Here is a 14,389-nt window from a genome sequence, read left to right as displayed (position 1 = left end):
TTAATTTAATATTTTGTTAAGGTTCAAAAATAATCACAAAATTTGGTAACTTTACAAATTCATATAAAATAATTCATGGCGAAAAAGACTATTAATAATGATGTTCTATTGGCGAACATAATCAAAGGGATTGAGGAAGTAAAAGGAAATGATATTGACATTCTTGACTTAAGAGATATAGACACAGCGGTTTGTGACTATTTTGTCATTTGCAACGGTAGCTCAAATACCCAAGTTAACGCCATTGTAAACTCAATTCAAAAAACAGTATCTAAAGACTTAAAAGATAAACCATGGCACGTAGAAGGAACCGATAATGCAGAATGGGTTCTTATGGATTATGTGCATATTGTGGTACATGTTTTCCAAAAACACATTCGTGAATATTACAATATCGAAAGCCTTTGGGGTGACGCCAAAATAACTACAATCGAAAACAAATACTAAAGAAAAATTTTTCTAAATGGCTAAAGATAATAATCCAAATCCGAATAAATTTAAAATAAGTCCCTGGTTAATATATACCGCAATACTTTTAGTTTTTTTATTTATAAGTTTTGCTACCGGAGGATCTAACTTAAGCGAACCTGCTCAATTGACTTCTTCTAAATTCAATACTTTATTAGAAAAAGGACAAATTGAAAAAGTTATCGTTTATAATAAAGCTGAAGCTGAGGTATATTTAAATGCTGCCGCACTTAAAGACCCAGCTAACAAAAAAGTTGCAAAAGATATTTTTGACAGAGCTAACAAAGGCCCTCACTATACTTTAGAAATTGGTAACGACCAGATTTTTCAAACTAAACTTGAAAAAGCGGTTAACGAAGGGAAATTAAAAGACTTCAATTTCATCCAGAAAAACAACTGGAGCGATATTTTAATCAGCTTACTGCCTATCATCATCATTATTGGTGTATGGATTTTCATTATGCGTAAAATGTCTGGCGGAGGCGCTGGCGGAGGCGGACAGATTTTCAATATCGGAAAATCAAAAGCTAAACTTTTTGATGAAAAAACTGATATCAAAACTACTTTTAAAGATGTAGCTGGTTTAGAAGGTGCAAAAGAAGAAATTCAGGAAATTGTAGAATTCCTTAAAAACCCAGAAAAATATACAAATCTTGGAGGTAAAATTCCTAAAGGAGCTTTACTTGTAGGACCTCCGGGAACTGGTAAAACCTTATTAGCAAAAGCTGTTGCCGGCGAAGCACAAGTACCTTTCTTCTCGTTATCAGGTTCTGATTTCGTAGAGATGTTTGTAGGAGTTGGAGCATCACGTGTACGTGATTTGTTTAAACAGGCAAAAGAAAAATCTCCTGCTATCATTTTCATCGACGAGATCGATGCAGTTGGTAGAGCAAGAGGAAAAAGCAATATGTCTGGCGGAAACGACGAAAGAGAAAACACTTTGAACCAATTACTAACAGAAATGGACGGTTTTGGTACAAACTCTAATGTAATTGTTTTAGCTGCAACAAACAGAGCCGACGTTCTTGACAAAGCTTTAATGCGTGCAGGACGTTTTGACAGACAAATTTTTGTTGACTTACCAGACATTCGCGAAAGAGCTGAAATTTTTAAAGTTCACTTAGCTCCTATTAAAAAAGTTGAAGGTCTTGATCTTGATTTCTTAGCTAAACAAACTCCAGGATTTTCTGGTGCTGATATTGCTAACGTTTGTAACGAAGCTGCACTTATCGCCGCTCGTAATAACAAACCTGCTGTAGACAAACAAGATTTCCTTGATGCTGTTGACAGAATTATTGGCGGTCTTGAAAAGAAAAACAAAATCATTACTCCAGAAGAGAAAAGAGCGATTGCAATTCACGAAGCGGGTCACGCAACTGTAAGCTGGATGTTAGAGCACGCTGCACCGCTTATTAAAGTAACAATTGTTCCTCGCGGACAAAGTTTAGGAGCTGCATGGTATTTACCAGAAGAAAGACAAATCGTAAGAACAGACCAAATGCTGGACGAAATGTGTGCAACTATGGGCGGAAGAGCTGCTGAAAAAGTAACTTTTGACAGAATTTCGACTGGTGCATTAAGCGATTTAGAAAAAGTAACCCGTCAGGCTCGTGCTATGGTAACCATTTACGGTTTAAATGACAAAATTGGAAACGTTACTTATTACGATTCAACTGGACAAAGCGAATACAATTTCTCTAAACCTTATTCTGATGAAACAGCAAAAATTATTGATGCAGAAATTTCAGAATTAATTGAAGGTCAATACCAGAGAGCTATTGAAATTCTTGAAGAAAATAAAGATAAATTAAATCAGCTTGCTGATATCTTAATCGAAAAAGAAGTAATCTTTAAAGATGATCTTGAAACAATTTTCGGAAAACGTACCTGGGATAAAAATTTAGAAGAGGTCGTTTCGTAAATTACTCAATAAATATGTAATATTTTTTAAAATCTTAATTCAAAACAGGCTTTTGAATTAAGATTTTTTTATCTTTGAACGTTTTCAATTAACATGTAAAGTATTTCATATAAAAAATGAATTTTTTTAAAAAAATATTTGGTTCCGGCGAATCTGCTTCTGACGAAGAGCACGAAAGTGAATACGCAGGAACTCCTGTCCCGAATAGTCATTTATCTTTAGACGAACAATTCATTTTCAACTTCAAGAAAAATGGCGGTAAATTTTTGTATTGTGAAAACACGCAGGAAGTTGCAGAACAATTCGAAAATATTTTAGAAGAAAACGACTGGTTTGAAAACGAAGTTTTGTGCTACGAGTCGGCTCTTTTTCATTTACTCGAAGAAAACAAATTATTTTACATTGCTCCTTCTCATCCAAAATTTTTATTGGCAAGCTGCGAAAATTTAATTGCAGACGAAGGTTCTATTTTGTTTTCATCTAAACAAATCAGACAAAACAAACCAAACGATTTACCGGCAAATATTGTAATTATTGCTACAACAAGCCAGATTCTCCCAATGAAAAGCGACGGCTTAAGCGCCATTAAACGCAAATACGATAGAGATATCCCAACTAATATCACTACAATAAAATATTTCGAAAAAGCAAAAGAAGAAGATTTTACGCAGTACGGAAGTGTTGCCAAAAACCTTTATTTACTGCTCTTAGAAGATCTTTAAGATGAACGAAACGCTTAAGAGAACCATTTCTGGTGCTGTTTATATTGCTCTGTTGTTAACTTCAATCCTGTTTTCTACTGAGAGCTTCATCCTTCTTTTTGGTATTTTTCTAATCATTACTATTTATGAGTTTTCGAATATCGTAAACCTGAATAAAGTCTTCTCGATTTTATTTGGCACTTTACTGTACAGCATTGTAATTCTCATAAGCCATTACAACAAACAAACTGCTGCTTATCTAAATCAGACATTTCAATCGAATATAAGTTTAGAAACCAATATTCAGCAATTAGACCTTGTATTATTAGCAATTACGCTTGTAGTATCTATTAAATGCATCATATTCTTATTTTATGATTCAGTTCAAAAAGTAAGCATCTCTTCAAAATACTTATACCTTTTAGGATATATTACACTTCCATTTATTTTTATTGTCAAAATTTCCTTTGGAACCAACGATTACAATCCGAAAATTATTTTAGGACTGTTTGTTTTAATCTGGACAAACGACACTTTCGCTTATTTAGTTGGAAAATCTATCGGAAAACACAAATTATTTGAACGTGTTTCTCCTAAAAAAACGATAGAAGGATTTGTAGGCGGAATGATTTTCGCTGCTTTTGCAGGTTTTTTAATTTCAAAATTTTACATACAGCCTAATCCGGCTTTTAGCAGCAAATCAATCTTAATATGGACCATCATTGCCTTAATCGTGAGTATTTTTGGAACGATTGGCGATTTGATCGAATCAAAATTTAAAAGAATTGCCGGCGTAAAAGACAGCGGTTCAATTATGCCCGGACATGGAGGTATACTAGATCGATTAGATAGTGTTATATTTGTAGCACCAATTATATTTTTATTTTATCAAATTTTATATTATGTTTCATAAAGAAGGAGGCCCGTCTATTTTATTAGGTGTAATTTTCACTGTTGTTGTGGTTTTATTAGCTGACCAGTTTATTGATATCTATTGGCTGCAAAAACTAGTGCAGATTTTTGCTTTAGTAATTTTAATTATCATTCTGCAATTTTTTAGAAATCCTAAAAGAATCGCTGTTAGAAATATCGAGCATGTTCTTGCTCCGGTAGATGGAAAAGTTGTAGTTATTGAAGAAGTTTACGAAGGCGAATATTTTAAAGATAAACGTTTACAGGTTTCTATCTTTATGTCGCCAATCAACGTTCACGTTACACGTTATGCGATGGACGGAATTATAAAATTCAGTAAATATCATCCTGGAAAATTTTTGGTTGCATGGCACCCAAAAGCCAGCGAAGAAAATGAAAGAACGACTGTAGTTATCGAAAACGATACTTTTGGCGCAATTCTTTACAGACAAATTGCAGGAGCTTTGGCACGACGAATTGTAAATTATGCTAAAGAAGGAATGCAGGTTGTACAAGGAACAGATGCAGGATTTATTAAATTTGGATCGAGAGTAGATTTATTTTTACCTTTAGGTACACCAATAAATGTTGTTTTAGGACAAAAAGCAATTGGCGGTAAAACTATTATTGCTACAAAAGCATAAATGGCAGACAAAGATTTAGATAAACGTTTTTCTGAGGCTGTAGAGATTGCAATGAATATGACTCAGGCCTCGCTGCCGCAAGATGTGCAGCTAAGACTTTATGCATTTTACAAACAGGCCACTTTTGGAACTGCTGTTTACAATCAGTCGGAGAATTTTGATTTAAGAAATGCTTTTAAAACTAATGCCTGGATGCAGATTAGTCATTTATCGACAGATGAAGCTAAAGAAAATTACATAGAAATTATCAATTCGCTAACATCAAAATAAATTAATATTATGAAGAAAATCATTGTTCTTTTCAGCATTTTACCTTCATTCATATTATTATTTTCCTGCAATGATAATAACAAACTGACTGAAGTTGTAGAAGTTCCTCTTCCTACGAAGGAAGAAAAAATAGTAATTGGATCACCCAATGATGTAAAAGCAGATCCGGGTTCTTTTGAACTTACCAAACTGCCTTTTGCTTATGACGGACTAAGCCCTGCTCTACGATCTCTTACAATGGAGACGCATTATTCTAAACATTATTTGTCGTATACCAATAATTTTAACAAAGCTATTGTTTCGACTGAGTTTGAAAATATGCCAATTGAGGATATTTTAAAGAAATTAGATTTAAACAATGCAAAACTGCGTCAGAATGCCGGAGGATATTACAATCATACTCTCTATTTTAATATTCTGACACCAAAAGAGCAGACACCAAAAGATACACTTTCAGGCTCAATTAATAAAGAATTTGGTTCGTTTAACAACCTTACAACGCAGTTTAAAGGACAAGCCGAAAAACAATTTGGTTCAGGCTGGGTTTGGTTAGTGGTTGACAGATACGGAAAACTTCAAATTACAACTACCGAAGATCAGGATAACCCGCTGATGAAAAATGCTTTGATTCCGGGAACGCCAATTTTAGGCATCGACTTATGGGAACATGCTTATTATCTGGATTATCAAAACAGAAAAGGAAGTTATATTGACGCTTTTTACGAACATATAAATTGGGAAAAAGTAAACGAATATTATATCGAAGCCCTCAAAAAGGTTAAGAAAGTATAAAACAAAAAAGCTGATACAAATCGTATCAGCTTTTTTTTTATGTTTCACTTTTCTTATTGCAATTCAAAAATAAACGATTCAGAAGGCAGGATTTTTATTCTGGCGCTTCCTTCTCCATTTTTCACAATTAGTTTTACCGAAGTTTTTTTGTACAATTGATCTGTAAGCTGATATTCTCCATCTTTTAAATTCCATTTTAAAATGACATCGGCAGGAATCTTTAAATCAAACTCGCTTGTTTTTTCTGAAGAGAAATTAGCCGTAACAATTAACTTTTGGTTTTCAGACCAGCGGACATAAGAATAAATTAATTCGTCGTAACCAGCCGTATTTTGACGGTTAACGGATTGGATTTCCTGAAAGCTCCCCATTAAAGCAGAACTTTTTAGAGAGAAATTCAATAATCGCTTATAAAAATCACGCAAAGCTTTTTCAGAATCAGACAATTGTCCTCCGTCAAATTTACCTTCATTCATCCATTTTTGATGATTTGGAACTCCAATATAATCAAAAATCGAAGTTCTGGAACGCGTTCCAAAACCGGCATTTTCATTTCCGACCTCACCTACTTCCTGTCCAAAATACACCATCGTAGGAGAAGTACTTAAAGTTGTCGAAACAACCATTAAAGGTTTTCCTCTTTCTGGCGTTCCTGCAAATTCCGGCGAAGCCAAACGCTGTTCATCATGATTGTCTAAAAAATGAAGCATATGATGTTCGATATCCGCCATTCCTTTTTGAATATCTGATAATCCATCCGGAGACGATTTTCCGCGAATGATATCTTTCAATTTGTCGTACGTTTCTACTTTATCATACAAATAATCCATTTTTCCTAAACGAATATAATTACGATATTCATTAGGATTATAAACTTCTGCCAGTAAAAATGCATCAGGATTTTTCATTTTGACTGCCGAGTTCATGTAACTCCAAAATTCGTACGGAACCATTTCGGCCATATCGTAACGGAAACCATCAACGCCTTTTGCCGTCCAGTACAAAGCGATCGATTTAAACTTTTTCCACGAATCCGGAACATCTTTATCCTGCCAAAAAGCAAAATGTTCTTTGTACGATTTCTGGTCAAAACCTGCCGGAAGTTCAGGAAAATCTTTAGTTCCGTCTGGGCGAACGCCGTAATTTACTTTTACGGTTTCATACCAATCGTTTTGATCCGGCTTTACTTTTCGGGAGCCGTTCCCTGTCCATTTTGCCGGATTTTCATCAAAAACACCATCGACAAGAGCATTTTTTTCTCCATTTAATGGAATATCTCCTTCAGGAATTTCAAAATGCGAATTTGGAATATAGTAGAAATTATTATCTCTTTTATATTCAACCGTTATATCATCATCGGCACCAAAATCTTTTACACCCTCAGGATTGTTTTTTCCTTCGTATTTTCTCGCAATATGATTAGGAACAACATCAATAAGCAATTTCAATCCTGCTTTGTGCGTACGTGCAATTAAATCTTCAAATTCCTGAAGTCGGTTTGCAGGATTTACAGCCAAATCTGGGTTTACATTGTAATAATCTTTTACGGCATAAGGCGAACCTGCACGTCCTTTTACTACTTCGGGATCGTCATTTGAGATTCCGTAAGCTGTATAATCCCGAACCAAAGCGTGATGAGGAACACCAGTATACCAAATATGAGTTACACCTAAATCTTTAATTTCGTGAAGTGCTTTGTCTGTAAAATCATTAAACTTTCCAACTCCGTTTTCTTCAATTGTTCCCCAAGGTTTATTGGTTTTATTTTTATTTCCAAACAAACGGGTAAAAACCTGATAGACTACAACTTTTTGTTCTTTTGAATTTTCCTGTTTTACTTCACTCATTTTTAAATCTTTTGTTTTACAAGCCGAAAACAACATTGTCACAGCTATTCCTGTGGCAACAAATTTACTTTTTATCATATTTTTTAATCTAACTTAACGATATGGAAATGAAAGTTTAATCCAAAACCAATTCTTAAATTTAGTTTATTTTTTAAAACTCAGAATATAGTAAGCCTGATTTGTTTTTTCCTGATTCATAAATCGTGAACTACAACGTAAGAGTTCAAGGTTTTGTTGATAAATTTTAAGGCACAGAGAAGCAGAGTTTCAAAAGAACAAAGCTTTTTTTAAATGTCTTAAAAATGCAAAAAAAATCAATTTCTACCTTTGAAATTTTACCTCTTTGCCCCTCTAAACCTAAAAATATAAATTAATGCTAATAACAATCTAAGGTTATATCCTTTTTCATAAATTTGACAAAAATTTAATCACTTGAAGAAATTACTCTTTTTTATATTTTGCGTGCTTGTTTTAAGCGTACAATCTACTTTTGCACAAGCAGCAAAATCAGCAAAAACTGCTCCGAAACAGATTCATGTAGAACATGCCGATAATTTTGAACGTAACGAACCTTTGGTGCCGGGTGCAGTGCTTTTGAGCGGTAATGTAAAAGTAGATCACGACGGAATCGTTCTGACTTGTAATAAAGCTTATATTTTTGAAGGGGAAAATTATCTAAAAGCTTTTGGAAATGTACAGCTGGTGCAAGGTGATACTTTATTTTTGAACAGTAAATATGCTGAATACAGTGGTAATTTAAAGCAGGCTTTTGCAACCGGAGATGCCGTTATGACTTCTCCTGACGCTACTTTGCAAACAGATACCATTCATTTTGACCGTAATATTCAGCAGGCTTATTATAACACAAAAGGAACAATCGTAAACAAAGACAATACTTTAGTGAGTAAATCAGGAAGATATTTTGCAGCAGAAAAAAAGTTTCAATTCCTGACTCAAGTTACGATTACAAACCCAAAATATGTTATTAAATCAAATCATCTAGATTATTACAGTAATTCTGGTCATACTTATTTACTTGGTCCATCAACTATTACGAGTAAAGCCAATTATATTTATACCGAAAGAGGTTTTTATGACACAAAGAAGAATCTCGCGCATTTTTTACGGAAATCGTATATAAAATATGATGACAGACTTATTGAAGGTGATAGTTTATATTACAATCGAAATACCGAATTTGCTTCGGCAACGCGAAATGTAAAAATTACCGATTCTATAAATAAAGGTATCGTAAAAGGACATTATGCCGAAATTTTCAAACTGAAAGATTCGATGTTTGTTACCAAAAGAGCTGTTGCTATTAATTTAGTTGAAAATGACTCGGTTTACATTCACGGAAAAAAACTGATGGTAACCGGAAAAGAAGGCGAACGAATTTTAAGAGCTTTTAATAATGTTCGTTTCTATAAAACAGATATGAGCGGAAAATGCGATTCGATACATTCAAACTCAAAAACGGCATTAACTAAACTAATTGGAAATCCAATTATCTGGAACGGAGAAAGTCAGATTACCGGAGATGTAATGCACTTGATAGGCGATAATAATACTAAGAAATTAGACTCTTTAAAAGTCCTCAATAACACTTTTATAATATCAAAGGATACCCTTGGAACAGGTTATAATCAGGTCAAGGGCATCAATTTATTTGGAAAGTTTAAAGAAGGAAAACTCCATGATGTCGACGTCATCAAAAATACCGAAGTCGTCTATTTTATGCGGAACGACGATAATGAACTTATCGGGATTAATAAAAATGTAAGCAGTAAAATCAATTTGATTTTAGAAAATAATCTAATTGAAACTATTACTTTCTTTAATAAAGTTGACGGCGATATTTACCCTGAAACAGATTTGCCTGAAAACGCGCGTAAACTGCGTGGTTTTGTCTGGCGCGGCGATGAAAGAATAAAATCGAAAGATGATATTTTTACAGAAGAAGATAATGAACTGAATGAAAAATTAATAAAAGAAGGCAAAGAACAGGAAGAGAAAAACAAAAATGTTCCGCTGAAAGTAAGGAAAGAAACCTTGAATTACGACAAGAAAAAACCGGCGCCAAAGACAGAAACAAAAGATAAAAAGAAGTAGTTATTTTTTTTAGTTTTCAGACGCAGTCACAGTTTTCAGTTTGTCTAACATTAAGATGACTGCAATTAAAATGTAATCTTAATTTTAAGCTTACAAACTTTGCATAAATCTTTTCGATCTTTGCGGTAGAATTAGTTGCAGTTTTCAATGTTCAGTATTCAATCTCAGTTTATAAAACCTGAAACTTTAAACCTGAAACAAGAGAACCCTCAGAACCTTAGTACCTTTGCTACTTTGAACCTTAAAAAAAATGAACCCAGATTTTATAAAATACCAGGCACAGACTTCTCCTTATCCTTTAGGAATGGAAGTTTCGCACGCTGTTGGATCTTACATATACGATACAAACAATAAAAAATATTTAGATTTTGTTGCCGGAGTTTCTGCTTGCACGCTTGGGCATCAGCATCCGAGAGTGAACCAGGCAATTAAAGACCAGTTAGACAAATATTCGCATGTAATGGTTTACGGAGAATATTCGCAAAGTCCGGCTGTGCAATATTGCAAATTAATGGCCTCTCTCCTGCCAGAATCTTTAAACAAAACCTATTTAGTCAATTCGGGTACAGAAGCGATAGAAGGTGCTTTGAAACTTGCTAAAAGAACAACAGGACGCAGCCAGCTTATTTCATGTCACAATGCTTATCATGGAAACACAATGGGTTCTATGAGCGTAATGGGATTTGAAGAACGCAAACAAGCTTTTAGACCTTTGCTTCCGGATGTAGATTTTATTACTTTTAACAACGAAGCCGATCTTGAAAAAATAACAACCAGAACCGCAGCAATTCTTCTTGAAACCATTCAGGGAGGTGCCGGATTTATTCAGCCGGAAAATAACTTTCTGCAAAAAGTCCGCAAGCGTTGTGATGAAGTTGGAGCCTTGATGATTGTTGATGAAATTCAGCCGGGTTTTGGAAGAACAGGGAAGCTTTTTGGTTTTCAAAACTATGACGTTGTTCCAGATATTGTGGTAATGGGAAAAGGTATGGGAGGCGGTATGCCGGTTGGAGCTTTTACAGCTTCGGCAGAAAAAATGGACCTTTTAACAGAAAATCCTAAATTGGGTCATATAACCACTTTTGGAGGCCATCCTGTCATTGCGTCAGCTTGTCTTGCTACTTTGCAGGAATTAACTGAAACAAATTTAATGAATGAAGCACTGGAAAAGGAAAAACTGTTCAGATCGCTTTTGGTACATCCTTTGATAAAAGAAGTTAGAGGAAAAGGATTAATGCTGGCCGCAATGACCGAAACAGCAGATATAACCAATGAAGTGATTTTAAATTGTCAGGATAAAGGTTTAATACTGTTCTGGCTTCTGTTTGAAGGATGTGCAATTCGAATAACACCGCCATTAACCATTTCCGAAGAAGAAATAAAGGAAGGCTGTTCTATAATTTTAGAAGTTATGGACGAAATAATGAGAAAACAGCAAGCTTAATATCAACCAAATTAATCTTTTAAAAATCAAAAGATTGAATCTAAAAACAGAATAAAAATTCTGTCCTTATTGTTAATTAAATTGTTCAAAACAATTAATTTGCCTTCCCCGCATCAATAATATGGTTGCCTAAATTTATAACAGGCTAATTTCAAATAAAACAAAGTATGCAATTAAGCAACGAAGAAGAAGATTATAACCTATCCTTATCAAAATTTGAGTCGATGTTAAAAACTAACAAAGTGCTCTTTTTTGATTCTGAAGAATTTGAAGAAATTATTCTTCATTATTTAGATATAGGTAAGGCTAATTTAGCAAAAAAGGCCTTAAAACTTGCATTAGATCAGCATCCAAAATCTACGGGCTTAAAATTAGTACAAGTAGAAATGCTGGTTTACGAAGACAAACTTGAAATCGCTGAGAAGCTTTTAAACGAGTTGTATGCAATTGAACCTAACAACGAGGAAATTTATATTCAGAAAGCCAATATCTGCTCTAAAAGAGATCAACACGAAAAAGCTGTAGAATTACTTAAAATTGCTCTGCAGTATACAGATGATTATGCTGACGTGTATAACTTAATTGGAATGGAATATCTTTTTATGGATAATCTTGAACTGGCAAAGGAAAGCTTCATTAAATGTCTTGAAGAAGATTTTGAAGATCAATCTGCCCTATATAACGTAGTATATTGTTTTGAGTTTTTAGATCAAAACAAAGAAGCTATTGTATATTTAAACGACTATATCAACAAAAATCCTTACAGCGAAATTGCCTGGCATCAGCTTGGCAGACTTCACTATGGAGTAAAAGAATATGAGGAAGCTATACGTGCTTTTGATTACGCAACTTTAATTGATGACGAATTTTTGGGCGCTTTTATGGAAAAAGCAAAAGCTTATGAGCGTCTTAAAAAATACAATGAAGCAATTGAAAGTTATAATCGTACAATCGAATTAGACGATGCAACATCTTATGCTTTACTTCGAATAGGAAAATGTTATGAAAAACTGGGAAATGCCGTAAAAGCACTTCAATATTACAACCAGACTGTTCACGAAGACCCGCTTTTAGATAAAGGCTGGATCGCAATTACTGATTTCCATGTTCGCCAGAAAAACTTTCAAAAAGCCTTATTTTTTGTCAATAAAGCATTAGCAATTGACAATCAAAATCGTTTGTATTGGAAACGTTATGCAACGATCAACAAACAAATGAACTTTTTTGAAGAGGCTGAGTTTGGATACAGAAAAGCAGTAGAATTTGGAGATTATGCACTTGATACCTGGTTATACTGGGTTGATATACTGCAGTTTTTAGGAGAATTTGAAAGTGCCATTCAAACCTTATTACAAGCTTCAGAATATTTTCCGGAAGAAAACGAAATCGAATATCGTTTAGCAGGTTTATATTTCATGATTCAGGACAATACAAAAGCAAAATTCCACTTAAGTAATGGTTTGCGTTTAAACTTTGATAATTATATCCTTATCGAAGATTTATTTCCTGTAGTATGGACAAAAAAGACAGTTAGAAATTACATCGAAAAACACAGAAAATAAGAATGATTGAAGTTTTAAAGAGAAGATTTGGCTTATTGGGCCGTAATATTAGTTACTCATTTTCAAAAGGTTATTTTACAGAAAAATTCAACGACGAAATTTTCGCCGGCAACAGCTACGAAAACTTCGATATTTCTGAAATCAGCCATTTTACCGGATTATTGAAAAACAATCCTGATTTGAAAGGTTTAAATGTTACAATTCCATATAAAGAGCAAATTATTCCTTTTCTGGATAAACTTTCAAAAAAAGCAGCTTTAATTGGTGCTGTAAACACTATTAAATTTACCAAAAACGGAAAATTAAAAGGCTACAACACCGATTATTACGGTTTTAAAAAATCATTAAAACCATTATTGGAGCCGCACCATAAAAAAGCTTTGATTTTAGGAACCGGAGGTGCTTCAAAAGGTGTTGCTTTTGCACTTGATGAACTTGATATTCCGTATACTTTTGTTTCGAGAGAAGCCAAAGAAAATATTATCTATTATAATTTAATCAACGCAACAACTTTTGATAATTTTCAAATTATCATTAACTGTACTCCTGTTGGCACAAGTCCTAACGTAGAAGCCTGCCCGGATCTGCCTTATGAGTTTTTTACAGAAAAACATATTGCTTACGATTTGATTTACAATCCTGCTGAAACTCAATTTCTAAAAAATGCAAAAGAAAGAGGCGCAGTAATCAAAAACGGATACGATATGCTTATTTTTCAGGCAGAGAAAGCCTGGAAGATCTGGAATAAATAAAAAAGCTGATTTTCAAGAAGTTAAAGTAATTTTCGTAAATTAGTCTACTCATTTGTAGATAGTTATGAAAATATTACAATTTTACTTCTGCATAATTTTTCTTTTTTCATCTGCTGTTAAAGCACAAGATACTATTCAATATAATAATCCATTTTCAGAAGCCAGATATCATTATTTTCTAAAAACTATTTTATTTTTTAATGAGTATTTAGATACTGAAAATGGATCATACAATACTACTCAATTACGTTTCCTGTATCCAATAGGAAATAAAGCCTGGAACCTTCGTTTTGATCTTCCTTTAATATCAGCAAATACTAATTCTGTCAATAAAACCGGAATTGGCGACGTCAGCGCCGGCATAAGTTTTATACCGTATATGGAAAGAAATAACGGCATTGCCTTGAGAGCAAGAGTTGTTTCAAATTCGGCCTCTGATCCCAGTTTTGGAAGCGGAAAATGGGTTTTTATTCCCACCGTTTTTTATGGCCGTTATTTACAATCAAAAAGGTATTTATGGATTTCATCTTTAGAATATCAAACCAGTTTTGCGGGTTCTAGCAGCCGGAATGATATAAATGTAACGGCATTTGAAAATGTTATCTTATGGTTTTTTGGAAGAAACTGGATTGCTGTAGATGCAGCATTTCGGTATAATAACACTGTAAAAGGATTTCAAAACAATGCATTTTTAGAATTTGGAAGAAAAATTACTCCCGATAATTTAATTTACATTCATCCCAGCATTGCATTTGGAGGCCAAAAATCATACAATTACGGATTAGAGGCAGGGATTCTGATTTTATTCTAAGACGAAAAATGAGGAAAATGTTCAAAAAAGATTTAAAAATGCAATGATTTGAAATTTCTATTTCTTGTAAAAAAGGGATAAAATTTTATATATCTATATGCATTATTCTATTATGAATAAGAATTTTATCGTAAAATACTGCATAAACAAACG

The 14,389-nt window shown here is 33.7% G+C and carries 13 protein-coding genes; 12 read left to right on the top strand and 1 reads right to left on the bottom strand.

Annotated elements, in window-relative coordinates; all coding sequences use genetic code 11:
• The first annotated feature begins 75 nt into the window (after window positions 1-75).
• From rsfS to PQ462_RS08080, 7 genes are all read left to right on the top strand, one after another.
• The gene (gene rsfS, locus PQ462_RS08110) at window positions 76-447 is read left to right on the top strand and encodes a ribosome silencing factor (protein WP_012024667.1); all 372 of its coding nucleotides are present in this window, start codon (window positions 76-78) and stop codon (window positions 445-447) included.
• 16 nt (window positions 448-463) lie between these two features.
• On the top strand, window positions 464-2,389 hold the full coding sequence (gene ftsH / locus PQ462_RS08105) for an ATP-dependent zinc metalloprotease FtsH (RefSeq protein WP_274253048.1): 1,926 nt from the start codon (window positions 464-466) through the stop codon (window positions 2,387-2,389).
• Window positions 2,390-2,505: 116 nt separating this feature from the next.
• Window positions 2,506-3,111 (top strand): hypothetical protein, encoded by a 606-nt coding sequence (locus tag PQ462_RS08100; RefSeq protein WP_012024665.1) that lies wholly within the window; start codon window positions 2,506-2,508, stop codon window positions 3,109-3,111.
• A 1-nt stretch (window position 3,112) separates the two neighbouring features.
• Entirely contained in the window at window positions 3,113-4,003 is an 891-nt protein-coding gene (locus PQ462_RS08095) for a phosphatidate cytidylyltransferase (RefSeq protein ID WP_274253047.1), read from the top strand.
• Window positions 3,993-4,646: a phosphatidylserine decarboxylase family protein gene (locus PQ462_RS08090; RefSeq protein ID WP_012024663.1), complete on the top strand. Its 654-nt coding sequence runs from the start codon at window positions 3,993-3,995 to the stop codon at window positions 4,644-4,646. Before PQ462_RS08095 ends, PQ462_RS08090 begins: the two co-directional genes overlap by 11 nt.
• The gene (locus tag PQ462_RS08085) at window positions 4,647-4,916 is read left to right on the top strand and encodes an acyl-CoA-binding protein (protein WP_012024662.1); all 270 of its coding nucleotides are present in this window, start codon (window positions 4,647-4,649) and stop codon (window positions 4,914-4,916) included.
• 9 nt (window positions 4,917-4,925) lie between these two features.
• Window positions 4,926-5,708, top strand: a complete 783-nt coding sequence (locus PQ462_RS08080) for a superoxide dismutase (protein ID WP_012024661.1) — start codon at window positions 4,926-4,928, stop codon at window positions 5,706-5,708.
• Between the two features lie 53 nt (window positions 5,709-5,761).
• Here PQ462_RS08080 and PQ462_RS08075 read toward each other — a convergent pair whose 3' ends face one another.
• Window positions 5,762-7,633: an alpha-amylase family protein gene (locus PQ462_RS08075; protein WP_274253045.1), complete on the bottom strand. Its 1,872-nt coding sequence runs from the start codon at window positions 7,631-7,633 to the stop codon at window positions 5,762-5,764.
• A 354-nt stretch (window positions 7,634-7,987) separates the two neighbouring features.
• On the opposite strand from PQ462_RS08075, the gene PQ462_RS08070 reads away from it, so the two are divergent.
• From PQ462_RS08070 to PQ462_RS08050, 5 genes are all read left to right on the top strand, one after another.
• Entirely contained in the window at window positions 7,988-9,667 is a 1,680-nt protein-coding gene (locus PQ462_RS08070; protein ID WP_274253044.1) for an OstA-like protein, read from the top strand.
• A 250-nt stretch (window positions 9,668-9,917) separates the two neighbouring features.
• Window positions 9,918-11,111: an aspartate aminotransferase family protein gene (locus PQ462_RS08065; RefSeq protein WP_073409779.1), complete on the top strand. Its 1,194-nt coding sequence runs from the start codon at window positions 9,918-9,920 to the stop codon at window positions 11,109-11,111.
• Window positions 11,112-11,278: 167 nt separating this feature from the next.
• Window positions 11,279-12,673 carry a tetratricopeptide repeat protein gene (locus PQ462_RS08060; protein ID WP_012024656.1) on the top strand — a complete coding sequence of 465 codons (1,395 nt, stop codon included), beginning with the start codon at window positions 11,279-11,281 and terminating at the stop codon, window positions 12,671-12,673.
• A gap of 2 nt (window positions 12,674-12,675) precedes the next feature.
• Window positions 12,676-13,425 (top strand): shikimate dehydrogenase family protein, encoded by a 750-nt coding sequence (locus PQ462_RS08055; RefSeq protein WP_274253043.1) that lies wholly within the window; start codon window positions 12,676-12,678, stop codon window positions 13,423-13,425.
• A 64-nt stretch (window positions 13,426-13,489) separates the two neighbouring features.
• Window positions 13,490-14,236: a lipid A phosphoethanolamine transferase gene (locus PQ462_RS08050; RefSeq protein ID WP_274253042.1), complete on the top strand. Its 747-nt coding sequence runs from the start codon at window positions 13,490-13,492 to the stop codon at window positions 14,234-14,236.
• Window positions 14,237-14,389: the final 153 nt, after the last annotated feature.

Origin of the sequence: Flavobacterium sp. KACC 22758 (genome assembly GCF_028736135.1) — a bacterium.
GTDB classification, from domain to species: Bacteria; Bacteroidota; Bacteroidia; order Flavobacteriales; family Flavobacteriaceae; genus Flavobacterium; species Flavobacterium johnsoniae.
This window is presented reverse-complemented; position numbering and strand designations above follow the sequence as displayed.